The following is a 25,905-nucleotide window of genomic DNA, read 5'->3' as shown; positions in this document are numbered from 1 at the left end:
GATGTGACCCCGCACATAGGACCCACATCACGTACGAAGGTAAGTAGGAGATCAAGACCTGCCACGTGAACGGGACAGACGGCCCAGTCTGTCCCGTTTTGCACTTCTAGGATCCACTACCCGGCTTCGTACGTCACACCTTTGCCAGGCATTTTTGCGACAGCTAAGAATGGCTGCCGTCGCTCAGCGCCGCGGGTTCTTTCCCGTGGCTTTCTCGCGGACAGTCCCCTGTTCCGGCGGACGTTGAGCGGCCTCCGCGCTATTCGAAGAGGTCCATTCGCCATGCCGAAGAACTTCAAGCTTTCCGGTCTTGCCGCTCGGACCGGTCGTGCCGCCCAGACCGGTCGTGCCGGTCTGTCCCGTGCCGCCGACACCGGTCGGGCCGGTCTGTCCCGTGCCGCCGCTCGCGGCCGGGCGCTGCCCCGGCAGCGCAGGTTCGCCCTTGCCGGGGTCGGTGCGCTCAGCGCCGCCACGCTCGCCTTCACCGTGGTCCCCGCGGGCGGCGAGACGGTCGCCGCGGACGCCTCCTCCACCGCGCAGCTCACCTACCGGACCGAGCCGATCAAGGACGTCCGGGCCAGCGTCACCGACCAGCTCGCCGGTGCCAGCGTCAAGATCGAGGCCATCCAGGCCAAGAAGCAGGCCGCCGCCGACGCCCGCAAGGCCAAGACGGAAGCGAAGCAGCAGGCCGTCGCGAAGGCAGCCGCGAAGGCCGCCGCCGAGCGCAAGGCCGAGCAGCAGTCCCCGAGCCGCTCCGCCCAGCGCCCGCAGAGCAAGCCGGCCGCCGCGCCGACGTACCCGAACAACCTCGACGGCTGGATCCGTGAGTCGCTGGACATCATGGACTCCAAGGGCATCCCGGGCAGCTACGACGGGCTGCACCGCAACATCCTGCGGGAGTCCTCCGGCAACCCGAACGCGATCAACAACTGGGACATCAACGCCATCAACGGCATCCCGTCCAAGGGGCTGCTCCAGGTGATCCCGCCGACCTTCGCGGCGTACCACGTCTCCGGTACCCCGAAGAACATCTACGACCCGATCGCCAACATCGTCGCCGCCGCCAACTACGCGGCCGATCGGTACGGCTCGATCGACAACGTCTTCGGCGCGTACTGAGTCGCCGCCGGGGACCAGCGCGTCCGGCACGTCCGTCACGTCTGTCACGTCGGTCGCCTCGGTCATGCCGATGCGTCCGGCACGTCCGGCGCGTCCGGCAGCTTTCCGCGCGCACCGGGGCCGGCGCGGGTCTCGGACCGCACGCGAAAGGGCGGCACCCTCATGGGGGTGCCGCCCTTCGGCGTCTCGTACCGACGTCTCGTACCGACGTCTCGTACGACGGTGCTACTTGCGCATGACCTCCGGCTCGTGGCGGCGCAGGAAGCGGGCGACGAAGAAGCCGCAGATCACACCGAGGACGAGCAGGGCGGCCATGTCCATGCCCCAGACGCCGACCGTGTGCTCCCACAGCGGGTCGTCCGCCCCGCCGTCCTCGGGCGGGGCGATCCGGTTGAAGTCCAGCGTGGCGCCGGCCGCGCCGACCGCCCAGCGGGACGGCATCAGATACGAGAACTGATTGACGCCGACGGCGCCGTTCAGGGCGAAGAGACAGCCCGTGAAGACGACCTGGACGATCGCGAACATCACCAGCAGCGGCATGGTCTTCTCGGAGGTCTTCACCAGGGACGAGATGACCAGGCCGAACATCATCGAGGTGAAGCCGAGCGCCATGATCGGCAGGGACAGCTCGATCATGGTGGCGCTGCCCAGGATCAGGCCCTCCGCGGGGAGCTCGCGGCGGGAGAAACCGATCACGCCGACCATGAGCCCCTGGAACACGGTGATCATGCCGAGCACGAACACCTTGGACATCAGATACGCCGAGCGGGACAGGCCGGTCGCGCGCTCCCGCTCGTAGATCACCCGTTCCTTGATCAGCTCACGGACGGAGTTCGCCGCACCCGCGAAGGTGGCGCCGACGGCGAGTATCAGCAGGACCGTGGTCGCCGTGCCGTTGGGGACGATCCGGCCCTGCGCGTTGGGCGCGTTGGGGAGCAGGCCCTTGTCCGGGTCGATCAGCATGCTGACCGCGCCGAGGACGGCCGGGAGGATCACCATCAGCGCGAGGAAGCCCTTGTCGGAGGCGATCACCGAGGTGTAGCGGCGCACCAGGGTGATCCACTGTGACATCCAGCCCTGCGGCTTCGGCGGCCTGATCGCCTGCATGGCCGGCATCTGTACGGCCTGTGGGGCGACGGCGTCGATGTCCGCGGCGTACATCTGGTAGTGCTGCGAGCCCCTCCAGCGGCCCGCCCAGTCGTAGTCGCGGTAGTTCTCGAAGGCGGAGAAGACATCGGCCCAGGTGTCGTAGCCGAAGAAGTTCAGCGCCTCCTCGGGCGGGCCGAAGAAGGCGACCGCGCCGCCCGGCGCCATCACCAGCAGCTTGTCGCACAGGGCCAGCTCGGCCACCGAGTGGGTGACGACCAGGACCGTGCGGCCGTCGTCGGCGAGGCCGCGCAGCAGCTGCATGACATCGCGGTCCATGCCCGGGTCGAGACCCGAGGTCGGCTCGTCCAGGAAGATCAGCGACGGCTTGGTGAGCAGCTCCAGGGCGACGGAGACGCGCTTGCGCTGGCCGCCGGACAGGGAGGTGACCTTCTTGTCCTTGTGGAGGTCGAGCTTCAGCTCGCGCAGCACCTCGTCGATCCGGGCCTCGCGCTCGGCGCCGGTGGTGTCGGCGGGGAAGCGCAGCTTGGCCGCGTATTTGAGAGCTTTCTTGACAGTCAGCTCTTTGTGCAGGATGTCGTCCTGCGGGACCAGGCCGATGCGCTGGCGCAGCTCGGCGAACTGTTTGTAAAGGTTCCTGTTGTCGTACAGGACCTCGCCCTGATTGGCAGGACGGTAACCGGTCAGTGCCTTGAGCAGGGTCGACTTTCCGGAGCCGGACGGGCCGATGACGGCGATCAGCGACTTCTCCGGGACGCCGAAGGAGACGTCCTTGAGGATCTGCTTGCCCCCGTCGACGGTGACGGTCAGATGGCGGGCGGAGAAGGACACCTCACCGGTGTCGACGAACTCCTCCAGGCGGTCGCCGACGATCCGGAAGGTGGAGTGACCGACGCCCACGATGTCGGCCGGGCCGAGCAGTTGGGCGCCGCCCTTGGTGATCAGCTGGCCGTTGACGTAGGTGCCGTTGTGCGAGCCGAGGTCGCGGATCTCCATGCGGCCGTCGGGCATGGAGTGGAACTCGGCGTGGTGGCGCGAGACCTGGAGGTCGGAGACCACCAGCTCGTTGTCCAGCGCGCGGCCGATGCGCATGACCCGGCCGAGCGAGAACTGGTGGAACGTGGTCGGGCTGCGGTCGCCGTGGACCGGCGGCGCCCCCGCGGCACCACCGGGTCCCTGCTGGGCGTGCCCCTGCCGTTGCGGTGCCTGGCTCTGGTGCGGTGCCTGGCCTTGGTGTGGTGCCTGGCTCTGGTGCGGTGCCTGGCCTTGCCGCTGCGGGACCTGACCCTGCTGTAGGGCCTGCCCTTGCTGTGGGGCCTGCCCTTGCTGCTGCGGGACCTGTGCCGCCTGCTGCCAGCCGGCCTGGGCCTGCGGTGCCGGCTGCTGGGCCCAGCCGGGGTGCGCGGCCTGCCCGCCCGGGGCGCCCTGTGCCGCGTACGGCTGCTGGTGCGGTTGCTGGTTCGGCTGCTGCGGCTGTGCCGCGGCCGCCTCGCCGGAGAGCTTGACCTGCGGACCGTCGGTCGCGTTGCCCAGGTGCACCGATGAACCGGGGCCGATCTCCAGCTGATGGATCCGCTGCCCCTGCACGAAGGTGCCGTTGGTGCTGCCGTGGTCCTCGATGACCCAGCCACGGCCGTTGAAGCTGACCGTGGCGTGCCGCCAGGAGACCCTGGCGTCCTCGAACACGACGTCCCCTTGTGGATCGCGCCCGAGTGTGTAGGGCCTGGACGGGTCGAGCGTCCAGGTCCGTCCGTTTGATTCCAGTACGAGTTCCGGCACTCCATGCCCCACTGAGTTGTCCCCCGAGTTTTCCCCCATCGCAGGGAGTCTAGGGATGTCGAACATCGGGGGGAACTATTTCAGGAGCGCCCCCCTGACCGAAAGTCGGGCCTTGCGCGGGCGGCGCGGGGGCGCATCGAGGCTTTGTCGTTGACGGGGTTGAAACCGCCCCGGAGAGTGGTATTCCAGGCGAGGGGGACATGCGTGGCGCTGTGCCGCGCAGCGGATCGGGGGGTCTGCCATGGATGCCGAAGGCGTACGGCACGGCCGGCGGGTGCCGTGGATCGACGTAGTGCTGTCCGCGATCGCCTCCGTGAGCTGGGCGTTGATCGGTATGGCGGGCACGGCGGCGCTCGGCCTGCATCTCCTGGAGGCGGACGCGGCGGGGTCGCTGGGCCCGATGACGGCGGCGGTGGTGGCGCTCGGGGCCGGTGGGTCGGTCAGCCCGTCGGGGGACATGTCCGCGTTCGGTCTGGAGGGCGCGGAGGCCACGACCGCCATCGAGATCACGCCACTGGGGGTCAGCCTGGTCGGTGCGCTCCTTTTGTCCTGGATTTTCCTGCGCTCACTGCGGGCGGCCGGAGCGGTGGTGTCACCGGCCGAACTGCTCGCGCGCGTGGGCGCGGTGGTCGTGCTGTTCGTGGCGTCGCTCGGCGGGCTCGCCTGGGCCGGGCACGACGTCATCACGATCGACGGCGGCGCGCTCGGGCTGGACGACGTGCCCGGGGCCGGTGGGACGGGCGGCATCGAGATCCCGGGCCTCGGGGAGGTGGGGGATGTCGGGGACATCGGGGACCTCGGCGGGCTGCTGCCGGACCGGGTCGGCGATCTGATCGACGCGAAGGCGGCGGTCGGGTTCACCGTGGACACCGTACCGACGCTGCTCGGCGGGCTCGGCTGGGTCGTGGGCGTACTGCTGATCGCGCTGCTGGCCTCGCGGCGCACCCCCCTTCCGCGCGGGCTCGCCTTCATGCACCGGGTGGTCAGGCCGGCCGTCTCGTCGCTGGTCACCGTGTTGCTGGTGGCGGTCGCGGCGGGGCTCGCGGCGGCGGCGTACGCGGCGATCGGCGACGACCACCCCAAGCGGATCGCCGGCGCGGCACTGCTCGGGGCGCCGAACGGAGTGTGGCTCGGCGTCCCGATCGGCCTCTTCGTGCCGTACGAGGGTGACGCGACGGGCCCGCTGACCCGCTTCCTGCCGGATCCGCTGGACGACCTGCTGGCCGACTCGGACGGGCCCGTGACGCTCGGACGTCTCGCGGAGCTGGACACGCGGGTGTGGCTGCTGGGGGTGGGGGCGGGGGTGTTGATGCTGCTGGCGGGGGTGGTCACGGCGGTGCGGACGCCGGTGGGGCGGGGGGTGGCCGAGCAGGGGGTGGCTGCGCGGATGCCGGGTGGGCCGGGGGTGCGTGGGTGGACGGCGGTTGGTCCGACGGCGGGCGGGTCGGCGCCGGGCGGGGGGCGGGTGCGTGAGGGCGGGGCGTCCGGGGCGGTCGGGGACGTCGGTGTCCTCGGGTTCGTGATGCGGTGTGCGGTGCCGCTGGGGGTCGTCATGGCGCTGGCCCTGCCCTTGCTCGGGTGGCTCGCGGAGATCTCGGTGGATGCCTCGCTGTCGGTGCTGGGGGTCGACGCGTTCGGGGCCGGGGTGGAGTTGCGGGCGCGGTTCGGGAGCGCGTTGCTGCTGGGTGCGGTGTGGGGGGTGGGGGCCGGGGCTGTCGGGGCGTTGCTGGCGTATGCGACGGGGGCGGCGGGGCGGCGGGCGGTGCGGTGGGGGGTGGCACTGGGTGACGTGGGGGCGGGCGGCTTGGCGGCGGGTGCGGGTACGGGGGTGGGGGCCGCGGAGGGTGCCGGGGCGGGGCCGTATGGGCGGGGGGTGCCGTATCGGGCGCCCAATCCGGCGACCAATCCTTATTTGCGGGTGCCGGAGGAGGGGCTGGAGGGGCGCGTACGGGGGGTGCGGGGGCCGGAGTCGCGGGTACGGGAGCGGGGGTCGGGGGTGGAGGGGGCGGGGCCGGGGGTGCCGGGGCAGGGGCGGGGGCAGGGTGTACGAGGGCAGGGGCCGGGGGCGTCGGGTGGGGCGGGTGCGGCGGAGCCTGGGCCTTCTCGTGGCGTGGCTCATGACGACGCCTACGGTTCGCCGACGGTGCCGGGGCCGGTCGTACCGCCCGCTCCCCCGTCTCCTCGCCGGCCGCCCACCTCGCCCGAGGAGGGGCCGCCTCCGCCGCCCGGCCGGCCGAAGGGGCGGCGGTGAGAGAGGGCCGGTCGGAGGGGGTGGTGAAGGGCGGGGCTCGGCGCCCCGGGCGGCACCGGGGTGAAACTGAGGCGCGGCGTGGGATCACCGGCGCAAGCGCAGACGCTGGTGACATTTAGGGCTTACGCCACTGTTCAGACATCCAGTGTTCCGTGTCCGCTAGACGGACCACGGAGGCGGTAGGCACTGGGTGCCGGATACGGTGGAGGCACCATGAGCCCTTCGCAGACCTCAGACTTCCCCACCCTCCTGGTCAAGATCTTCGGCAAGGACCGGCCGGGCATCACGGCCGGGCTCTTCGACACCCTCGCCGCCTTCGCGGTCGATGTGGTCGACATCGAGCAGGTCGTCACCCGTGGCCGGATCGTGTTGTGCGCGCTCGTGACCGAGCCTCCGCAGGGGCTGGCGGGCGAGCTGCGGGCGACGGTCCACAGCTGGGCAGAATCGATGAAGCTACAGGCGGAGATCATCTCCGGCACCGGCGACAACCGGCCACGCGGACTGGGCCGCTCACTGGTGACCGTACTCGGCCATCCGCTCACCGCCGAGGCCACTGCGGCCATCGCCGCGCGGATCACCGCGGCCGGGGGCAACATCGACCGTATCTTCCGGCTCGCCAAGTACCCGGTCACCGCGGTCGAGTTCGCGGTGTCCGGCGTGGCGACCGAGACCCTGCGCACCTCGCTGGCCACCGGCGCCGCCGCGCTCGGCGTCGACATCGCGGTGGTCGCGGCGGGGCTGCACCGGCGGGCGCAGCGGCTGGTGGTGATGGACGTGGACTCCACGCTCATCCAGGACGAGGTGATCGAACTGTTCGCCGCGCACGCCGGATGCGAGGCCGAGGTCGCCGAGGTGACGGCGGCGGCGATGCGCGGGGAGCTGGACTTCGAGCAGTCGCTGCACGCGCGCGTGGCGCTGCTCAAGGGGCTGGACGCCTCGGTCGTCGAGAAGGTGCGCAGCGAGGTGCGGCTGACGCCGGGCGCGCGGACACTGATCCGTACGCTGAAGCGGCTCGGCTACCAAGTCGGGGTGGTCTCCGGTGGGTTCACCCAGGTCACCGACGACCTCAAGGAGCGGCTGGGGCTGGACTTCGCGCAGGCCAACACGCTGGAGATCGCCGACGGCAAGCTCACCGGCCGGGTCACCGGCGAGATCGTGGACCGGGCGGGCAAGGCACGGCTGCTGCGCAGGTTCGCGGCGGAGGCGGGCGTACCGCTGGCGCAGACGGTCGCCATCGGGGACGGTGCGAATGATCTGGACATGCTCAACGCGGCGGGGCTCGGGGTCGCCTTCAACGCCAAGCCGGTGGTCCGCGAGGCCGCGCACACGGCGGTGAACGTGCCGTTCCTGGACACGGTGCTGTATCTGCTCGGCGTGACCCGCGAAGAGGTGGAGGCGGCGGACACGCACGACGAGGGGTGACCTGCGCGGAGGTGGGCGTGGAGTGGCGGGGTGACTCGCCGGGGCGGGCGTTCGGTGGCGGGGGTGTCCTGCTGGGCCGGGTGTCCCGTGGCGCGGGTGACCTGCCGGGTCGGGCGTCCGGTGGCAGGGGTGTCCTGCTGGAGCAGGCGTCCGGTGGCGGGGGTGGCTGCGGCGGTCCCGTGGCAGGAGTGACCCGCCGGCAGGTGTCCCGTGGCGCGGGTGTCCTGCCAGAGCGGGCGTCCGGTGGCAGGGGTGGCTACGCCGGTCCCGCGGCAGAAGTGACCCGCCGGGCAGGTGTCCCGTGGCGCAGGTGACCCGCTGGAACAGGCGTCCGGTGGCAGGGGTGGCTGCCGGAGGGGCGACGGTCCCGTGGCTGGAGTGATCCTGCCGAGGCGGGCGTCCGCGTCAGGGTGTGCAGAGGGCCCGGCGTCGTCGGATGCCGGGCCCTTGCCTTCGTACTCTCGACTCGTCTTCTCTTCTTGCTCGCGGCTCGGCTCTTCCTCACACTCACCGCGCGTCGTCCGTCCAGCCCGACGGACGACGGGCCTTCAGTCGGACGGGGCCCAGTAGTCGACCAGGGTGGCCGTGCCGGGCTCCACGTTCTTCCAGGAGCCGTCGGTGGTCAGGACGGCGAAGGCGGCGGCCGGGAAGCCGCGCTCGCTCATCCGGTCGCGGGGCTCCCCGTCGGCGGATCCGGAGAGGATCTCCGCGAGCGCCTGGATGCCCGGGTTGTGGCCGATCAGCAGGACGTTGCGGATGTCGTCGGGGGTCTCGTTGAGCAGCGCGATCAGCTCGCCGGGCGCTGCCTCGTAGATCCGCTCCTCGTAGACGGTTTTCGGCCGGTGCGGGAATTCTTGGACGGCGAGCTTCCAGGTCTCGCGGGTCCGGGTCGCTGTGGAGCACAGGGCCAGATCGAAGGCGATACCCGTGTCGGCGAGCCTGCGCCCGGCCTCGGCGGCCTCCAGGCGGCCCCGCTCGGCGAGCGGACGCTCATGGTCGTTCACCTGGGGCCAGTCGGCTTTCGCATGCCGGAAGAGGACAATCCTGCGGGGTTCTGCGACGCTCATGGCCCCAGCTTCGCATGAAATATGCCATGGGGCGCAGGGAGTTGACTTGGGGATTCAACCATGGTGGAGGGGGCGCGGCGACCCGGGGAGGGCACGCGGTGCCACGGTCCACGGAGAGTGCGGGCAGGGCTCCGGAGGGCGGGCGATGGGCGGGCGGCGGGCGGGACGGAAGCCCTGGACCGGCCTGGGGCCCCAGGGCCTGTCGACAGGCTCTAGCGGCTGATCAGCTGCTGTACGCGCTCCACGACGTGGGACATCGCGGGGTCGCCGCCCGCCGCGTGGGCCTCGGCGGGGTTGAGTATCAGCGCGAGCAGAGTGATGAAGGCGAGGGTCGGCAGGGCGAGAGCCCACCAGGGCAGCCGGGAGGAAGCAGCCCGGCCCGCGGTCGCCGGGTGGGTCCGGGAGTACGTAGGGGCCGACATGGGTGCCTCCGCCGTCTTCGAGGGGTGAGTGCCCGCCGCTCGCGGTCACACTTCGAAGATACGGACCCGGCGGGCCCCAACCCATCCGGTGATCCACCCACTTGACCCTGACCCTCACCCCCTAGGGGTTGGTGGGGGTAGCCCCACCCTCGGGTCTCACCCGGGTCTCACGCGGGCCTCACCGCGTCGCCAGGGCGGCCGGTCACGGTGACGCGATCGTGGCGATGATGCCGATGATCACGAAGATGGCGAGGAACGAGCCGAAGACGAGCAGCATCTTCTTCTGGCCGTTCTTGGGGTTCGGATCGAGCACTGGCATGCGCTCAGTCTCCCACCCTGGGTGGGCACGGTGCGCCCTGGGGTGGTGTGCCGCCGGGGTGGTGCATCGCTCGGGTGGTCCGCCCCTGGGGAGTACGCCCCGATGGCTCGCCCTGGGATGGTGACCGCCCGCGCGCCGGCCGCTCGCCCGCGCGCCGGCCGCTCGCCCGCGCGCTCACCCTCGCCCTCAGCGCGCGGCCTCGTCCTCCACCGTCCGGTTGCGGCCCGCCACGAGGCCGACCAGGATCTGCGGGATCATCAGGGCGGCCATCAGGGCGATGGGCACGCCCCAGCCGCCGCTGTGCTGGTAGAGGACGCCGACCAGCAGAGGGCCGGGGATGGAGATCAGGTAGCCGGTGCTCTGGGCGAAGGCCGAGAGCTGGGCCACGCCCGCGCCGGTCCTCGCGCGCATGCCGACCATCGTCAGGGCGAGCGGGAAGGCGCAGTTGGCGATGCCGAGCAGCACGGCCCAGGCCCAGGCGCCGCCCGCGGGCGCGAGGTACAGGCCCGCGTATCCGACCAGTCCGCACAGGCCGAGGGCGACCACGATCGGGCCCTGGTGCGGCAGCCGGGTGGCCAGGCGCGGGATGACGAAGGCGAGCGGCACGCCCATGACCATGGTCACGGCGAGCAGCAGACCGGCGGTGTCGGCGGAGACGCCCGCGTCACGGAAGATCTGCGGCATCCAGCCCATGGTGATGTAGGCGGCGGTGGCCTGGAGGCCGAAGAACACCGCGAGCGCCCAGGCCGTACGACTCCGGGTGATCCTCAGGCGTACGGCGGGTTCCTCCCGCGCGGATGCGTCCGGCGCCGCGCGGGGAGCCTCGTCCTTGCCGTTCCCGGCGTGGGTGGGTGCCGGGGGTGCCGCGGACTTCCGTACGAACGGGATCCAGGGCAGTACGGCCGCAGCCGCGAGGGCCGCCCACAGGGCGAGCCCGGGACGCCAGCCGCCGCCGAGGGCGTCGGTGACGGGGACGGTGATCGCCGCCGCGATGGCCGTGCCGAAGGCGAGGGCCATCGAGTACAGGCCGGTCATGGTGCCGACCCGGTCGGGGAACCAGCGCTTGACGATGACCGGCATCAGGACGTTGCTCACGGCGATGCCCATGAGCGCGAGGGCACTGGCGGCCAGGAAGCCCGCCGTACCGCCCGCGTACGGCCGTACGAGCAGGCCCGCGGCGATCGCGGCCATGCCCGCGCAGACCACCGCGCCGGGGCCGAAGCGGCGGGCCAGTCGCGGTGCCGTGATGCCGAACACGGCGAAGCAGAGTGGTGGGACGGAGGTGAGCAGTCCGGCCACGCTGCCGCTCATGCCGAGCCCGACACGGACTTCTTCCAGGAGCGCGCCGAGGCTGGTGATCGCGGGACGGAGGTTGACCGCGGTGAGGACGACGCCGACGACGAGCAGACGCATCGCCCACGCGCGCGTGCCGCCCGGTCCGGCCGCCTCGGGGGTGGCCGGGGCCGAACTGGTGACGGTCCGGGGCGGTGTCGTGGTCGTTTCCTCTCGCGGCATGAGACCCATCATAGAATCATGGGATGATTGGTTGTCCATTCGTCAGCTCGGTTCCGCCGGCCCTCGTGAGCGAGGATGTGCCATGCCCTTGAGCCACCCACGCCGCTCGGCCCTGTCCGAGCAGGTCATCGCCGAGCTGCGGAACCAGATCACGTCGGGTGAGTGGCCGGTCGGCTCGCGCATCCCGACGGAGCCCGAGCTGGTCGAACAGCTCGGCGTCGCCCGCAACACCGTACGCGAGGCGGTCCGCGCGCTCGCGCACAACGGCCTCCTCGACATCCGCCAGGGCTCCGGCACCTATGTCCTGGCGACCAGCGAGCTGGCGGGTGTCATGCACCGCCGGTTCGCGGGCGCCGACCCCCGGCACATCGCCGAACTGCGTTCCACGCTGGAGTCCGCCGCGGCCAGGCTGGCCGCCGAGCGGCGCACGGAGAAGGACCTCAAGCAGTTGGACGCGGTGCTGGAGCGTCGTGAGGCGGCGTGGCGGTCGGGGGAAGCGGAGGTGTTCGTGACCGCCGACGCGACCTTCCACCTGGCCGTGGTGGCCGCCTCGCACAACGACGTGATGACGCAGATGTACGCCGATCTGGGCGAGGTGCTGCGGGACTGGCTGCGCGAGGGCGTCGGCGAGGAGCTGACCCCGGACGCGCACATGGACCACGCCCGGCTGCTGGACGCGATCCGCGCGGGCGACGCCGACACGGCCGGGGCGGAGGCGGCCAGCTATCCCTTCCTGTGCCACCTGGCCCGGCTCAGCTCCCCCGGTTCTGGTGCGTGACCCACGCCGCGCGGACTTCCTTCCAGCAGCGGCCGGTGAGCCGTACGGTCGTCGCCGGCCCGGCGTCGGCCGCCTCCCCGTCGGTGTCGAGGTCCCACCAGCGCTCGCACTCGATGTGCAGCCGCAGCCGGTCGGTCTCGGGGTAGGGGTTGTGGCAGTAGGCGGTCACGCGCGAGCCGTCGACACTGGTACGGCACTCGGCGCCGAACGGGGGCTTGGCGTCCAGCCGGGGCTTGGCGCCGAGGAGGGGTGTTTCGCCGGGCGACGGCATCTCGGGGGGCTGCCGCGACTTGGCGACTGGCGCAAGTTCTGCGAGCCGGCGCGTCTGGGCGGGCTGCGGAGGGTCGGCAGGCTGCGGGTTCTGGGCAGGCAGCGGATGCTCGCCTGATCGCAGATGGTCAGCCGAGCGGAGTTGGTCGCCCGATCGCGGTTGGGCACCCGACCGGGGTCGGGCGCCTGGTCGCGGTTCGTCGCCCGACCGGGGTCGGTCGCCTGGTCGCGGTTGGTCACCCGATCGCAGCTGGGCGTCGGACAGCACACGGTCGACCGGCACCGGTGCTGTCTGCGTCACGCGCGCGGGCGGCGGTTTCTGGGCGCGTCCCTGTGTCGTTCGCTCCACGCGCGCGTGCGGGGACGCCGGGAGGGGCGTGGACAGCACGATCGCGACGGCAAGGGTCGCTGAGGCCATGCTGCGGGATGGGCGCACAAGGGGGACCTCCTCGGCCGTGCGGGGTCGTGCTGGGGAGGAATGCGTGTGACGAACGCCTGATCCAGAGTGCGCAGTTGCGACGCCGCTCCGCCCGACCGGATAGGCCGAACGGGGGACACCCCCGAATCGGTCCGGACCAGCCCTCCGAAACACCCGGACACGCCGAGGGCCCGCGCCCCGTGCGGGACGCGAGCCCTGGGAGGGTGGCGTGGGATCAGGCGCCGATGGCGTGCAGGCCGCCGTCCACGTGGATGATCTCGCCGGTGGTCTTCGGGAACCAGTCGCTGAGCAGCGCGACGATGCCGCGGCCGGCCGGGTCCGGGTCCTTCAGGTCCCACTCCAGCGGGGAGCGGCTGTCCCAGACCGAGGCCAGATCGCTGAAGCCGGGGATGGACTTCGCTGCCATGGAAGCGAGCGGCCCGGCGGAGATCAGATTGCAGCGGATGTTCTGCTTGCCGAGATCGCGCGCCATGTAGCGGCTGGTGGCCTCCAGGGCGGCCTTGGCGGGGCCCATCCAGTCGTACTGCGGCCAGGCGTACTGGGCGTCGAAGGTGAGGCCGACGACAGAGCCGCCGTTCTGCATCAGCGGCATGCACGCCATGGTGAGCGACTTCAGGGAGAACGCCGAGATGTGCATGGCGGTCGCCACGGACTCGAACGGCGTGTTGAGGAAATTGCCCCCGAGCGCGTCCTGAGGGGCGAAGCCGATGGAGTGGACGATGCCGTCGAGGCCGCCCAGCTCCTCGCCGACCAGGTCGGCGAGGCGGGCGAGGTGCTCGTCGTTGCTGACGTCCAGCTCGATGACCTTGGTGGGCTTGGGCAGCTTCTTGGCGATGCGCTCGGTCAGGGTGGGCCGCGGGAAGGCGGTCAGGATGATCTCGGCACCCTGCTCCTGGGCGAGCTTCGCGGCGTGGAAGGCGATGGAGGATTCCATCAGCACACCGGTGATCAGGACGCGCTTGCCTTCGAGGATTCCGCTCATGGTGATCAGTGACCCATTCCCAGTCCGCCGTCAACGGGGATGACGGCTCCAGTGATGTACGAGGCGTCGTCCGAGGCCAGGAACCGCACCGTCGCGGCGACCTCCTCCGGCTGGGCGTAGCGGCCCAGCGGCACCTGCTTGACGATGTTCGCGCGCTGCTCGTCGGTGAGCGCCTTGGTCATGTCCGTGTCCACGAAACCGGGCGCGACGACATTGAACGTGATGTTGCGCGAGCCCAGCTCACGGCTGAGCGAACGAGCAAAACCGACCAGAGCGGATTTGGAGGCGGCGTAGTTGGCCTGGCCGGGACCGCCGAGCAGACCGACCACCGACGAGATGAGCACCACGCGGCCCTTCTTCGCGCGCAGCATGCCGCGATTGGCGCGCTTGACCACACGGAAGGTGCCGGTGAGGTTGGTGTCGATGACCGAGGTGAAGTCTTCCTCGGACATGCGCATCAGCAGCTGGTCCTTGGTGATGCCGGCATTGGCGATCAGGACCTCGACCGGGCCGTGGGCGTCCTCGATCTCCTTGTACGCCTGCTCCACCTGCTCGGTGTCCGTGATGTCGCACTTCACGGCGAGGCAGCCCAATTCCGTGAGGACGGCCGGCGGCTCGCCCGAGCGGTATGTGATCGCGACCTTGTCACCGGCGTCGGCGAATGCGCGGGCGATGGCGAGGCCGATGCCCCGGTTGCCTCCGGTGACGAGAACCGAGCGGCTCAACGGATCACCCTTTCCATAGCGGTCTGACACATCCGCCCGAACACGCGATGACAGGCGGCTTTACCCAAAACCTATCGGTCGCCCAGGCCGCGCGGGCATTCGGGCACCGACAGTGGCTCGGGGGGCTCGCTGTCGGGTTTCTACAGTCGAACGGCCCGGTTCAACCCGTCTCACCAGGAGCATGAGCGGTCAGACCGTCCGGTCCAGCCGTTCAAAGCAACGGAACCGATCCCATCTGATCGATTTATCGCCTCCCTTGCCGGAGAGGTCGGCGAGCGGGACATGATTCACTGCCTCCAAAGGCGACTGCACCAAGCGTCCGAAGGGATTCCCGCCCGTGCCCCATGACATCGACCGGTCGTTTCTCACGCTCCCGCTGCGCGCCCTGGCGGACGCGGCGCTGGCACGCGCGCGTGCCCTGGGGGCGGAGCATGCCGACTTCCGGCTGGAGCGGGTGCGCAGCGCGTCCTGGCGGCTGCGGGACGGCAAGCCGTCCGGGTCGTCGGACACCACCGATCTCGGGTACGCGGTGCGGGTCGTGCACGGCGGGACGTGGGGGTTCGCGTCCGGCGTGGATCTGACCATGGACGCCGCGGCACGGGTCGCCGGTCAGGCGGTCGCCATGGCGAAGCTCTCTGCTCAAGTGATCAAAGCCGCGGGATCGAATGAACGCGTGGAACTCGCCGACGAGCCTGTGCACACCGACCGGACCTGGATCTCCTCGTACGAGATCGATCCGTTCGCGGTGCCCGACGAGGAGAAGTCGGCACTGCTCGCGGACTGGAGCGGGCGGCTGCTCAGGGCGGACGGGGTCGATCATGTCGACGCGTCGCTGCTCACCGTGCACGAGAACAAGTTCTACGCCGATACGGCCGGGACCGTGACGACCCAGCAGCGGGTGCGGCTGCATCCACAGCTCACGGCGGTGTCGGTGGACGACTCCAGCGGCGAGTTCGACTCCATGCGCACGATCGCGCCGCCGGTCGGGCGCGGCTGGGAGTATCTGACCGGCACCGGCTGGGACTGGGACGAGGAGCTGGAGCGGATCCCCGGCTTGCTCGCCGAGAAGATGCGCGCACCGAGCGTGGAGCCGGGATCGTACGATCTGGTCGTCGATCCCTCGAACCTGTGGCTGACGATCCACGAGTCCATCGGGCACGCCACCGAACTGGACCGTGCGCTCGGCTACGAGGCCGCCTACGCCGGGACCTCCTTCGCCACGTTCGATCAGCTGGGCAAGCTCAGGTACGGCTCGGACCTGATGAACGTCACCGGTGACCGCACCGCCGAGCACGGCCTGGCGACCGTCGGGTACGACGACGAGGGCGTTGCCGCGCAGTCCTGGGACCTGGTGAAGGACGGCACGCTGGTGGGCTACCAGCTGGACCGGCGGATCGCGCGGCTGACCGGGTTCGAGCGCTCCAACGGGTGCGCGTTCGCCGACTCCCCCGCGCATGTCCCGGTGCAGCGGATGGCCAATGTGTCGCTCCAGCCGGATCCGGCGGGACTGTCCACGGAGGGGCTGATCGGGAGCGTGGACCGGGGCATCTATGTCGTCGGTGATCGTTCATGGTCGATCGACATGCAGCGGTACAACTTCCAGTTCACCGGTCAGCGCTTTTTCCGGATCGAGAACGGCCGGATCACCGGGCAGCTCAAGGACGTGGCCTACCAGGCGACCACGACCGACTTCTGGGGTTCCATGGCGGCCGTCGGCGGCCCGCAGACGTATGTCCTGGGCGGCGCGTTCAACTGCGGAAAGGCCCAGCCGGGCCAGGTCGCGGCGGTCTCCCACGGCTGCCCGTCCGCGCTCTTCAAGGGCGTCAGCATCCTCAACACCACCCAGGAGGCCGGGCGATGAGCGCCGCCGTCAGCAAGCCGTACGAGATGGTCGAACGGGCCCTGGAGCTGTCGCGGGCCGACGGATGTGTCGTGATCGCCGATGAGCATTCGACCGCCAATCTGCGCTGGGCGGGCAACGCGCTGACGACGAACGGCGTCACGCGCGGGCGCACGCTCACGGTGATCGCGACCGTCGACGGCAAGGAGGGCACCGCCTCCGGAGTGGTCTCGCGCGCCGCAGTGAGGCCGGACGAACTGGAGCCGCTGGTACGGGCCGCCGAGGCCGCCGCGCGGGGCGCCGGTCCCGCCGAGGACGCGCAGCCGCTGGTCACGGACGTCCCCGCGAGCCCGGACTTCACGGACGCGCCCGCCGAAACCTCCTCCGCGGTGTTCGCCGACTTCGCGCCCGCCCTCGGCGAGGCGTTCGCCCGCGCGCGTGCGGGCGGTCGCGAGCTGTACGGCTTCGCCAATCACGAGCAGGTGTCGACCTACATCGGTACGTCGACCGGGCTGCGGCTGCGGCACGATCAGCCGACCGGCACGCTGGAACTCAACGCCAAGTCGCCCGACCGGACCCGCTCGGCGTGGGCGGGGCACGCCACGCGGGACTTCAAGGACGTCGACCCGGCGGCGCTGGACACCGAGCTGGCCGTACGCCTGGGCTGGGCGGAGCGGCGGATCGAGCTGCCGGCCGGGCGGTACGAGACGCTGCTGCCGCCGACCGCGGTCGCCGACCTGCTGATCTACCAGCTGTGGTCGGCGTCGGGCCGGGACGCGGCCGAGGGCCGCACGGTGTTCTCCAAGTCCGGCGGCACCCGGATCGGCGAGCGGCTGACCGAGCTGCCGCTGTCGCTGCGCAGCGACCCGGACGAGCCGGGCCTGGAGTCCGCGCCGTTCGTGATCGCTCACTCATCCGGCGGTGATCAATCGGTCTTCGACAACGGACTGCCGCTCGGCGCGACCGACTGGATGCGTGCGGGCGCGCTGACGCGGCTGACCACCAGCCGGCACAGCGCCGCGCTGACCGGGCTGCCGGTGGCGCCCGGCATCGGCAATCTGATCCTGGACGGCGGCACGGACCGCTCACTGGAGGAGATGGTCGCCGCCACCGAGCGCGGGCTGCTGCTGACCTGCCTGTGGTACATCCGCGAGGTCGATCCGGCCACGCTGCTGCTGACCGGGCTCACCCGTGACGGCGTGTATCTGGTGGAGAACGGCGAGGTGACCGGGGAAGTGAACAACTTCCGGTTCAACGAATCGCCGGTCGGTCTGCTGGGCCGGGCCGCCGAGGCGGGGCGCACGGAGAAGACGCTGCCCAGGGAGTGGAGCGACTGGTTCACACGGGCCGCGATGCCCGCGCTGCGGGTGCCGGATTTCAATATGAGCTCGGTCAGTCCGGGCGTATAACCTCGTAGGCGTTCGCAGCCGGGCGGCGCGGGACCGAACCGAAGATCACGCGAGATCGCCCGAAGATCATCCGAGGAGACACGAGAACCGTGACGGACATCGTCGACGAGCTGAAGTGGCGCGGGCTGTTCGCCCAGTCCACTGATGAGGACGCTTTGCGCAAGGCGCTCGCGGACGGCCCCGTCACGTTCTATTGCGGCTTCGATCCGACTGCGGCCAGTCTGCACGTCGGACATCTGGTGCAGGTGCTCACCATGCGCCGGCTCCAGCACGCGGGCCTGCGCCCGCTGGCCCTGGTCGGCGGCGCCACCGGCCAGATCGGCGACCCTCGCCCGACCGCGGAGCGCACGCTGAACGCGCCGGAGACGGTCGCCGCCTGGGTGGCCCGGCTGCGCTCGCAGATCGAGCCGTTCCTGTCCTTCGAGGGCGAGAACGCCGCGGTGATGGTGAACAACCTGGACTGGACGGCCGGGCTGTCCGCGATCGAGTTCCTGCGGGACATCGGCAAGCACTTCCGGGTCAACAAGATGCTCACCAAGGACTCGGTCGCCCGCCGGCTGGAGTCCGAGGAGGGCATCAGCTACACCGAGTTCAGCTACCAGCTGCTCCAGGCGATGGACTTCCTGGAGCTGTACCGGCGTCATGGCTGCACGCTCCAGCAGGGCGGCAGCGACCAGTGGGGCAACCTCACGGCGGGCCTGGACCTGATCCACCGGCTGGAGCCGCAGGCGCAGGTACACGCGCTGGCGACGCCGCTGATGACGAAGGCGGACGGCACCAAGTTCGGCAAGACCGAGAGCGGCGCCGTCTGGCTCGACCCGGAGATGACCTCGCCGTACGCGTTCTACCAGTTCTGGCTGAATGTGGACGACCGGGACGTCTCGACGTACCTGCGCATTCTGTCCTTCAGGTCCCGCGCGGAGCTGGAGGAGCTGGAGGAGCAGACGCGGGAGCGGCCCCAGGCGCGGGCCGCGCAGCGGGCGCTGGCGGAGGAGCTGACGACGCTGGTGCACGGCGCCGGGCAGACCGAGGCCGTGATCGCCGCGAGCCGGGCGCTGTTCGGGCAGGGCGAGCTGGCCTCGCTGGACGAATTGACGCTGGTCGCGGCCCTGACCGAGGTGCCGCACATCGAGGTCTCCGGACTGGTGCCGGTCGTGGATCTGTTCTCCGCGGTGGGGCTGGTGGCGAGCAAGTCCGCCGCGCGGCGCACGGTCAAGGAGGGCGGTGCGTACGTGAACAACGTCAAGATCGCCGCCGAGGACGCCGTGCCGGCCGCCGGGGATCTGCTGCACGGGAAGTGGCTCGTGCTGCGGCGGGGGAAGCGGAATCTGGCCGCGGTGATGGTGAGCGGGGTCTGATCATCGCGAGCCGATTCCGATCATTCCGATCGACGTGAGCAGATCTGATCGATTCAAGGGTGATCGGTTCAAGGGTGCTCGCGGACAGTGCGCTGGCCGAAGGGGTGCGGAGGGATGGCGACGGCGAGTCCGTCGTGGCTCGTCGCTCGGTTCCCCGCACCCCTTCGGTGTCGGCTGTGATCCGGCTCAGGTGTGCTGTTTGCGCTTGCCCAGGGTCGCCGTGTACGCCATGTCGCCCAGGAACACGATGATGATCGCGGCGACCAACTGGAACAGATGGCGGCTCCAGTCGATGCCCGGGGTCGCCGCGACGCCCAGGCCGCTGGCGATGGCGTTGCCGGCGAGCGCGCCGAGCATGCCGAAGATGGTGGTCAGCCAGAGCGGGCTGTGCTGCTTGCCCGGAATGATCGCCTTGGCGATCAGACCGAGCACGAATCCCACGATGATGGCCCACAACCAGCCCATGACTGCCTCCTCGTACGGCTCGACCTGAGCGCTAGGCCCAGTGTCGGCCCGCCCTCCGTACGGCGCATGTCGGGCTCGTCCGTACGGTCTACGGCCCACGACGTTCACGCAGGCAGGAGGGTGACCCGGTCTCGAATGCGGCGCAGGCGCGGCGTAACGTTGAGCCTGTCCGGACCGGCCTGCTGCCCGGTGCGGACCAGGATCGGGTCGGGGGCAGTCCCCTGCGGGCGGGTGGTGGAGTGTGATGCGGAAGCAGCGCGACGGCGACGGCGCCCAGGTGTTCCGGATCACCGGAGCCCGGCAGGGCCTCCAGGACGACGTCCGCCGACGCCAGCGCCGGTACATCATCTCGATGTCGGTACGCACGGTGTCGGTGGTTCTCGCGGCGGTGCTGTGGAACGTCGAACGGCACGTCGCGATCGTGGCGTTGGTGCTCGGGGTGGTCCTCCCCTATATCGCGGTGGTGGTCGCCAACGCCGGGCGGGAGAACGCTCCGTCACTGCCGACGACGTTCGTGACCGTGCAGCCAAGCCCGATGATCGCACCGCCGCGGGCCGCCGACGGCGGCTACGCGGAATCCCGGGCGGAGGACGGACCGGCCGGTCCCACCGAGCGGCCCGCCTAGACCCAGTGCAATTCCATGGTCGGTAAAAGCTCAGATCAATCATGTTGTTCCGGTGCCGGGCGACCGGATCCCCATGACATACTTCGTACGCGCTCCGCATCCCCCGTCGGAGCGACGGACCGACGCCGGGCAGCTCCCCCCGTGGCTGCTCGGCGTCGCCTTTTGTAGCGCCCTTCCGTCGCCTTTTCGGTCGCCGATCACGCCCTCCGAACGAGGCGGCGGTGATCACTTGGGAACGGGTGCCATGTAGGCCGACGCGCGCGGTGCCCGCACGCCGTCGCAGTGGGCGATCAGGTCTGCCGTGATCGGATCAACTGCGGCCGTGGAGGCCGTGATCATGGCCCGTCCCGGTCGGGTTAGGGTCGGAGGGTGAACGTCCTTCCGACCCCTGGTCCCGAGCCCGTGTCGCCCATCTGCTCCGCGAAGGGCTGCCGGGCCGGTGCCGAGTGGGTGCTGGCGTGGAACAACCCGAAGCTGCACACACCGGAGCGGCGCAAGACCTGGCTCGCGTGCGAGGAGCATCGCGAGCATCTTTCGCAGTTTCTGGGAGTGCGGGGGTTCTTGAAGGACGTGGTGCGGTTCGAGGAGTGGAGCGCGCCCGAGTCCTGAGAGGCCCGAGTCCTGAGAGGGCGGAGCAATCCCCTGGCTTCGATCCTCTCGCTTCGATCGCGTGGGCTCGCGTCGCTGGCTTCGCTTCCTTGGCGGCCGATCACTCAGCCGCTGATCTTTCGGCCACTGATCCTTCGGTCGCCGGCTCTTCGGTCGCCGACTCTTCAGCCGCGGAGCCTTCAGCCGCCGATCGCCGACATGGGGCGGTCCGGCTGGACGAATGTGGGGTCGTCCAGACCCGCGCCCGCCTTCTTGCCCCACATCGCCAGACGCCAGATGCGTGCTATCTCCTCGTCGGGGGCGCCGGAGCGCAGGGCCGTGCGCAGGTCCGTCTCCTCGCGGGCGAACAGGCAGGTGCGGACCTGGCCGTCGGCGGTGAGGCGGGTGCGGTCGCAGGCGGCGCAGAAGGGGCGGGTGACGGAGGCGATCACGCCGACGCGGTGCGGTCCGCCGTCGACCAGCCAGCGCTCGGCGGGGGCCGAGCCGCGCGCCTGCTCTCCCTCGGGGGTGAGGTCGAAGCGCGTACGCAATGAGGCGAGGATGTCACCGGCCGTGATCATGCCGTCGCGTTTCCAGCCGTGCTGGGCGTCCAGGGGCATCTGCTCGATGAAACGCAGCTCGTAGCCGCGCTCGATCGCCCAGGCGAGGAGGTCGGGTGCCTCGTCGTCGTTGAGCCCCGGCATCAGGACGGAGTTGACCTTGACCGGGGTCAGACCGGCGTCGTGGGCGGCGGTCAGGCCGTCGATGACGTCCTGGTGACGGTCGCGGCGGGTGAGGGCCTTGAAGACCTCGGGCCGGAGTGTGTCGAGAGAGACGTTGACCCGGTCCAGGCCGACGGTCCGGAGGGCGGCGGCCGTGCGCTTGAGGCCGATGCCGTTGGTGGTCAGGGACACCTGGGGGCGCGGCTCCAGGGCCGCGACGCGCTCGACGATGCCGACCAGTCCGGGGCGGATCAGGGGCTCACCGCCGGTGAAGCGGACCTCTTCGATGCCGAGGGAGGTGACGGCTATGTCGATCAGGCGGACGATCTCGTCGTCCGTGAGCAGATCGGTTTTGGCCAGCCATTGCAGGCCCTCTTCGGGCATGCAATACGTGCACCGCAGATTGCACCGGTCGGTCAGCGAGACCCTCAGGTCGGTGGCCACTCGTCCATAGGTGTCCGTGAGCACGGGAACCCCCTTCCCTCGTCCGGAAACTTCCAACGGCCCGATGATCGTTCGATCAACGGCCAAGCGATCAGAATCGTTCCGACACCAGCGAGCCTACGCGACGGTCCGGACAATCGGACCTGCTCGATCCGACGAGGTACGGCGTGGCCGCGTCGTAGATCTCCACGATCGGTACGACGCGGCCACGCGGGAGCGGGCCTTCCCCGCGCGGGTGACCGGGACCCGTCAGGTGCTGCGAGGCACCCGGCGGTCCCGGGCGAGCGGCGTCCCCGCACGGGCCGGCCCTGGCTCAGTGGGCCCCGGTGCCGGTCAGCGACCGGACCTCCAGTTCGGCGTACTTGCCCTTGTCCGGCTCCTCCTTCGACAGCAGGGTGCCGATGACGCCGAGCAGGAAGCCGACCGGGATGGAGACGATGCCGGGGTTCTCCAGCGGGAACCAGTGGAAGTCGACATCGGGGAACATCGACGTGGCCTTGCCGGAGACCACCGGCGAGAACAGCACCAGGCCGACGGCGGTGATCAGACCGCCGTAGATCGACCACAGGGCGCCCTGGGTGGTGAACCGCTTCCAGAACAGGCTGTAGAGGATCGTCGGCAGGTTGGCCGAGGCGGCGACGGCGAAGGCGAGGGCGACCAGGCCGGCGACGTTGAGGTCGCGGGCGAGCGCGCCGAGCACGATCGACACCGCGCCGATGCCGACGGTCGCCAGTCGGGCCGCGCGGATCTCCTGCTGTTCGGTGGCCTGGCCGCGCTTGATCACGTTGGCGTAGATGTCGTGCGCGAAGGACGACGAGGAGGCCAGCGTCAGGCCGGCGACGACCGCGAGGATCGTGGCGAAGGCGACCGCGGAGATGGTGGCCAGCAGGATCGCGCCCCAGTTGGAGTCCACGCCGCCCAGATGCAGGGCGAGCAGCGGGGCCGCGGTGTTTCCGGCCTTGTTGGACGAGGTGATCTCGTCGGGGCTGATCAGGGCCGCCGCGCCGAAGCCGAGGGCGAGGGTCATCAGGTAGAACGCGCCGATCAGACCGATCGCCCAGATCACGGACTTACGGGCGGCCTGGGCCGTGGGGACCGTGTAGAAGCGGATCAGGATGTGCGGCAGACCGGCGGTGCCGAGCACGAGCGCGATACCGAGCGAGATGAAGTCGATCTTGGTGGTGCCCGACACGCCGTACTTCAGGCCGGGCTCCAGGAAGGCGGCGCCATGGCCGCTGTTGTCGGCGGCGGTGCCGAGCAGATCGGAGATGTTGAAGTCGAACTTCAGCAGCACCAGGAAGGTGAGCAGCAGCGCGCCCGTCATGAGCAGCACGGCCTTGACCATTTGCACCCAGGTGGTGCCCTTCATGCCACCGATCGTGACGTAAACGATCATAAGGACACCGACCAGAGCGACAATGCCGATCTTTCCGGCGTCGCTGGTGATGCCGAGCAGCAGGGAGACAAGGACGCCCGCGCCCGCCATCTGGGCGAGCAGGTAGAAGATCGACACGACGATGGTCGAGGTGCCGGCGGCGGTACGCACCGGGCGCTGGCGCATCCGGTAGGCGAGCACGTCGCCCATGGTGTAGCGGCCGGAGTTGCGCAGCGGCTCGGCGACCAGCAGCAGGGCGACCAGCCAGGCGACGAGGAAGCCGATGGAGTACAGGAAGCCGTCGTAGCCGGACAGCGCGATGGCGCCCGCGATGCCGAGGAAGGACGCGGCGGACATGTAGTCGCCGGCGACGGCGAGACCGTTCTGGAAGCCGGTGAACTGCCGGCCGCCCGCGTAGAAGTCGGCGGCGTCCTTGGTCTGCCGTCCGGCCCATACGGTGATGACCAGGGTGGCCACCACGAACGCGGCGAACAGGCTGATGATGAGCGTTCGGTGTTCGCTTGCCGCGCCGGCCGCGAGCGACTCGCCGACCGCGAAGGTGAGTGTGTTGCTCATTCGCCGCCCTCCATCCGGGACTTGATCGCCTGTGCCTGGGGGTCGAACCTGGTCGCGGCGACCCGCGCGTACCACCAGGCGATCAGGAAGGTGGTCAGGAACTGGGCGAGCCCGAGGATCAGGGCCACGTTGATGTTTCCGAACACCTTGGTGCCCATGAAGTCGCCCGCGTAGTTCGACAGCAGGACGTAGAGCAGGTACCAGGCGATGAACCCGACGGTCAGCGGAAAGGCGAACGAGCGGTAGGAGCGGCGCAGTTCACCGAACTCCGCGCTCTCCTGCACCTCGACGAACTCCTCGGTCGAGGGGAGCCGGTGGTCTGGTTTCGAAGGTGGCGGTGTTTCGGTGGCCACGGAGTCTCCTCGCGTTGCGGGTGCGGCGCCGACCGGCGCCGGGGCACGGTCGGGGATCGGGGACGGTTGCGGTACGGACATGCGTTCTTGCCTTTGCTGATGCGGGTCATCTGACCGGCCGTGACAGTGGTGGCCGGGTGCGTGATCCACGGGGAGGGCTCGATCGTGCTCGGCTCCCTGTCCAACGTCCACGGAGCCACGCGAGGACCGGTTCAACCCGGAGGACTTCTTTCCGAAGTCGTCGTCTGAGGCCATTGCTGGCCAGCGAGTTCGGGGGATAGCTTCACCCTGCAACACCCGTCATGTACCTGCCCAGGCGCCATCCCGTGCCTCGGGCCGGTCTCGTTTTCCGGATGATGTGGAGACCCCATGGCTCATCTGCCTTCCAGACGCCGGCTCGTGCTCGCCGTGCCCGTCGTGCTGTCCCTGACCGCCTCGCTCGGCTTCCTGCCGGCCACCGCGACGGCCGCCTCCCCCGCGGAGACCGGTGTGCGGGTGACGCAGGACACGCCGAACCTGGCGTATGTGGTCAACACGTCGACCGATCGGCGCACGATCGAGTCGGTGCAGAAGGCGATCGCCGCGGCCGGCGGCACCGTCGTGGCCACCTACGCGCAGATCGGTGTGATCGTCGTCCACTCGGCGAACCCGGACTTCGGTCCGCGCATCCGCGCGGTGCGCGCCGTGGAGTCGGCGGGCGCGACCCGCACGGCGCCGCTGGTCGCCGCGGGCACCACGGACCAGGGCGCGGCGGACTATCTGACGGCGGCAGAGGCGGCGAAGGTGGAGGCGGCGGCCACGCCGGGCAGTGAGCCTCTGGAGGCGGATCAGTGGGACTTGCGCGCGATCGGCGCGGACAAGGCCGCGGAGATCGATCCGGGCAGTTCGAAGGTGACCGTCGCGGTGATCGACACGGGCGTCGACGACACCCACCCGGACCTCGCCGCGAACTTCTCCAAGTCGCAGTCGGCGAACTGCGTGGGCGGTGTGGCCGACACCAGCGAGGGCGCCTGGCGGCCGTACACCGCGGCGGACTACCACGGCACGCATGTCGCCGGTGAGATAGCCGCGGCCCGTAACGGCATAGGCGTCGCCGGGGTGGCACCCGGCGTGAAGGTGTCCTCCATCAAGGTGAGCGACCCGGACAACGGACTGTTCTACCCGGAGAGTGTGGTCTGCGCGTTTGTGTTCGCGGCCGATCGCGGCGTGGAGATAACGAACAACAGCTACTACGTGGACCCGTGGCTGTACAACTGCATGGACGACCCCGACCAGAGGGCGATCGTCGACGCGGTGAACCGGGCCCAGCTGTACGCCCAGAAGAAGGGCACGCTGCACCTGGCGTCGGCCGGCAACTCCAACCACGACCTGGACGCCGACGCGATCCTGGACGACTCCAGCCCGGACGACTCCACTCCGGTTGATCGGACGATCGATCCGCATGAGTGCTTCGACGTGCCGACGCAGTTGCCGGGCGTGGTCACGGTCAGCGCGACCGGGGTGCAGAACGTGAAGTCGTACTACTCCTCGTACGGCAATGGTGTCGTCGACGTGGCGGCGCCGGGCGGCGACCGGATCTACCAGATCCCCGACACGCCGTCGAAGAACGGCCGCATCCTGTCGACCATGCCGAACAACCAGTACGGCTTCCTCCAGGGCACCTCGATGGCCTCACCGCACGCGGCGGGCGTGGCCGCGCTGCTGAAGTCCGAGCACCCGAAGGCGTCCCCGGCGCAGCTCCAACGGCTGCTCAAGGCCCAGGCGGACGACACGGCCTGCCCGGCCTCCTACGACCAGGACGGCGACGGCACACAGGACGCGGTGTGTGAGGGCGGCGAGCGTTCCAACGGCTTCTACGGCGCCGGAATCGTCAACGCGCTCCGCGCGGTGCAGTAGTACGCCTCACGTGGCGCGGCTCCGCCGCCACGGGGCCGCGCCGCACCACAGCCCGCAAC

The 25,905-nt window shown here is 70.4% G+C and carries 22 protein-coding genes; 10 read left to right on the top strand and 12 right to left on the bottom strand.

Annotated elements, in window-relative coordinates; all coding sequences use genetic code 11:
- Positions 1-282: 282 nt before the first annotated feature.
- Positions 283-1,119 (top strand): transglycosylase SLT domain-containing protein, encoded by an 837-nt coding sequence (locus ACFRFC_RS29835; protein WP_382690909.1) that lies wholly within the window; start codon positions 283-285, stop codon positions 1,117-1,119.
- 225 nt (positions 1,120-1,344) lie between these two features.
- Here ACFRFC_RS29835 and ACFRFC_RS29830 read toward each other — a convergent pair whose 3' ends face one another.
- The gene (locus ACFRFC_RS29830; RefSeq protein WP_382690907.1) at positions 1,345-4,044 is read right to left on the bottom strand and encodes an FHA domain-containing protein; all 2,700 of its coding nucleotides are present in this window, start codon (positions 4,042-4,044) and stop codon (positions 1,345-1,347) included.
- A 202-nt stretch (positions 4,045-4,246) separates the two neighbouring features.
- Between ACFRFC_RS29830 and ACFRFC_RS29825 the strand changes: the two genes are divergently transcribed.
- The gene (locus ACFRFC_RS29825) at positions 4,247-6,256 is read left to right on the top strand and encodes a streptophobe family protein (RefSeq protein ID WP_382690904.1); all 2,010 of its coding nucleotides are present in this window, start codon (positions 4,247-4,249) and stop codon (positions 6,254-6,256) included.
- Positions 6,257-6,469: 213 nt separating this feature from the next.
- The gene (serB, locus tag ACFRFC_RS29820) at positions 6,470-7,678 is read left to right on the top strand and encodes a phosphoserine phosphatase SerB (RefSeq protein ID WP_382690901.1); all 1,209 of its coding nucleotides are present in this window, start codon (positions 6,470-6,472) and stop codon (positions 7,676-7,678) included.
- Positions 7,679-8,226: 548 nt separating this feature from the next.
- Here serB and ACFRFC_RS29815 read toward each other — a convergent pair.
- From ACFRFC_RS29815 to ACFRFC_RS29800, 4 genes are all read right to left on the bottom strand, one after another.
- The gene (locus ACFRFC_RS29815) at positions 8,227-8,745 is read right to left on the bottom strand and encodes a SixA phosphatase family protein (protein ID WP_382690900.1); all 519 of its coding nucleotides are present in this window, start codon (positions 8,743-8,745) and stop codon (positions 8,227-8,229) included.
- Positions 8,746-8,957: 212 nt separating this feature from the next.
- Positions 8,958-9,167 (bottom strand): hypothetical protein, encoded by a 210-nt coding sequence (locus ACFRFC_RS29810; protein ID WP_382690897.1) that lies wholly within the window; start codon positions 9,165-9,167, stop codon positions 8,958-8,960.
- Positions 9,168-9,369: 202 nt separating this feature from the next.
- Positions 9,370-9,486, bottom strand: coding sequence for an SGM_5486 family transporter-associated protein (locus ACFRFC_RS29805; protein ID WP_382690894.1), 117 nt, complete (start codon positions 9,484-9,486; stop codon positions 9,370-9,372).
- A 186-nt stretch (positions 9,487-9,672) separates the two neighbouring features.
- Complete coding sequence (locus tag ACFRFC_RS29800) at positions 9,673-11,013, bottom strand: CynX/NimT family MFS transporter (protein WP_382690891.1); 1,341 nt, start codon at positions 11,011-11,013, stop codon at positions 9,673-9,675.
- 70 nt (positions 11,014-11,083) lie between these two features.
- Between ACFRFC_RS29800 and ACFRFC_RS29795 the strand changes: the two genes are divergently transcribed.
- The gene (locus ACFRFC_RS29795; RefSeq protein ID WP_382690888.1) at positions 11,084-11,779 is read left to right on the top strand and encodes a FadR/GntR family transcriptional regulator; all 696 of its coding nucleotides are present in this window, start codon (positions 11,084-11,086) and stop codon (positions 11,777-11,779) included.
- Here the strand turns inward: ACFRFC_RS29795 and ACFRFC_RS29790 are convergent.
- The 3 genes from ACFRFC_RS29790 to fabG all read right to left on the bottom strand — a co-directional run bounded on the left by ACFRFC_RS29790 (position 11,754) and on the right by fabG (position 14,195).
- Positions 11,754-12,050, bottom strand: a complete 297-nt coding sequence (locus ACFRFC_RS29790; protein ID WP_382690886.1) for a hypothetical protein — start codon at positions 12,048-12,050, stop codon at positions 11,754-11,756. The two genes, ACFRFC_RS29795 and ACFRFC_RS29790, sit on opposite strands and share 26 nt — an antisense overlap.
- Positions 12,051-12,702: 652 nt before the next feature.
- Positions 12,703-13,470: an enoyl-ACP reductase FabI gene (gene fabI, locus ACFRFC_RS29785; protein ID WP_382690884.1), complete on the bottom strand. Its 768-nt coding sequence runs from the start codon at positions 13,468-13,470 to the stop codon at positions 12,703-12,705.
- A gap of 5 nt (positions 13,471-13,475) precedes the next feature.
- On the bottom strand, positions 13,476-14,195 hold the full coding sequence (gene fabG / locus ACFRFC_RS29780; RefSeq protein WP_382690882.1) for a 3-oxoacyl-[acyl-carrier-protein] reductase: 720 nt from the start codon (positions 14,193-14,195) through the stop codon (positions 13,476-13,478).
- A 337-nt stretch (positions 14,196-14,532) separates the two neighbouring features.
- On the opposite strand from fabG, the gene ACFRFC_RS29775 reads away from it, so the two are divergent.
- The 3 genes from ACFRFC_RS29775 (at position 14,533) to tyrS (ending at position 18,802) form a co-directional block, all read left to right on the top strand.
- Positions 14,533-16,056, top strand: a complete 1,524-nt coding sequence (locus ACFRFC_RS29775) for a TldD/PmbA family protein (RefSeq protein WP_382690879.1) — start codon at positions 14,533-14,535, stop codon at positions 16,054-16,056.
- Positions 16,053-17,444: a metallopeptidase TldD-related protein gene (locus ACFRFC_RS29770; RefSeq protein ID WP_382690876.1), complete on the top strand. Its 1,392-nt coding sequence runs from the start codon at positions 16,053-16,055 to the stop codon at positions 17,442-17,444. The genes ACFRFC_RS29775 and ACFRFC_RS29770 overlap by 4 nt, the downstream gene beginning before the upstream one ends.
- A gap of 89 nt (positions 17,445-17,533) precedes the next feature.
- Complete coding sequence (gene tyrS, locus ACFRFC_RS29765) at positions 17,534-18,802, top strand: tyrosine--tRNA ligase (RefSeq protein WP_382690873.1); 1,269 nt, start codon at positions 17,534-17,536, stop codon at positions 18,800-18,802.
- A gap of 186 nt (positions 18,803-18,988) precedes the next feature.
- Here the strand turns inward: tyrS and ACFRFC_RS29760 are convergent, their stop codons facing one another.
- On the bottom strand, positions 18,989-19,267 hold the full coding sequence (locus ACFRFC_RS29760; protein WP_382690871.1) for a GlsB/YeaQ/YmgE family stress response membrane protein: 279 nt from the start codon (positions 19,265-19,267) through the stop codon (positions 18,989-18,991).
- A gap of 244 nt (positions 19,268-19,511) precedes the next feature.
- On the opposite strand from ACFRFC_RS29760, the gene ACFRFC_RS29755 reads away from it, so the two are divergent.
- A complete protein-coding gene (locus tag ACFRFC_RS29755; protein WP_382690868.1) occupies positions 19,512-19,892 on the top strand; it encodes a DUF3099 domain-containing protein in 381 nt (126 codons plus the stop codon).
- 369 nt (positions 19,893-20,261) lie between these two features.
- Positions 20,262-20,501 carry a hypothetical protein gene (locus ACFRFC_RS29750; protein ID WP_382690866.1) on the top strand — a complete coding sequence of 80 codons (240 nt, stop codon included), beginning with the start codon at positions 20,262-20,264 and terminating at the stop codon, positions 20,499-20,501.
- 179 nt (positions 20,502-20,680) lie between these two features.
- On the opposite strand, the gene moaA is transcribed toward ACFRFC_RS29750, so the two are convergent.
- The 3 genes from moaA to ACFRFC_RS29735 all read right to left on the bottom strand — a co-directional run bounded on the left by moaA (position 20,681) and on the right by ACFRFC_RS29735 (position 23,950).
- A complete protein-coding gene (gene moaA, locus ACFRFC_RS29745) occupies positions 20,681-21,670 on the bottom strand; it encodes a GTP 3',8-cyclase MoaA (protein WP_382690864.1) in 990 nt (329 codons plus the stop codon).
- A gap of 289 nt (positions 21,671-21,959) precedes the next feature.
- Entirely contained in the window at positions 21,960-23,597 is a 1,638-nt protein-coding gene (locus ACFRFC_RS29740) for a cation acetate symporter (protein WP_382690861.1), read from the bottom strand.
- Positions 23,594-23,950, bottom strand: a complete 357-nt coding sequence (locus ACFRFC_RS29735) for a DUF485 domain-containing protein (RefSeq protein WP_382690859.1) — start codon at positions 23,948-23,950, stop codon at positions 23,594-23,596. The genes ACFRFC_RS29740 and ACFRFC_RS29735 overlap by 4 nt, the downstream gene beginning before the upstream one ends.
- 369 nt (positions 23,951-24,319) lie before the next feature.
- Here ACFRFC_RS29735 and ACFRFC_RS29730 point away from each other — a divergent pair, with 369 nt between their 5' ends.
- Positions 24,320-25,846: a S8 family serine peptidase gene (locus tag ACFRFC_RS29730; protein ID WP_382690856.1), complete on the top strand. Its 1,527-nt coding sequence runs from the start codon at positions 24,320-24,322 to the stop codon at positions 25,844-25,846.
- Positions 25,847-25,905 lie beyond the last annotated feature (59 nt).

Source organism: Streptomyces sp. NPDC056734 (genome assembly GCF_042790455.1).
Taxonomy (GTDB): Bacteria; Actinomycetota; Actinomycetes; order Streptomycetales; family Streptomycetaceae; genus Streptomyces.
This window is presented reverse-complemented; position numbering and strand designations above follow the sequence as displayed.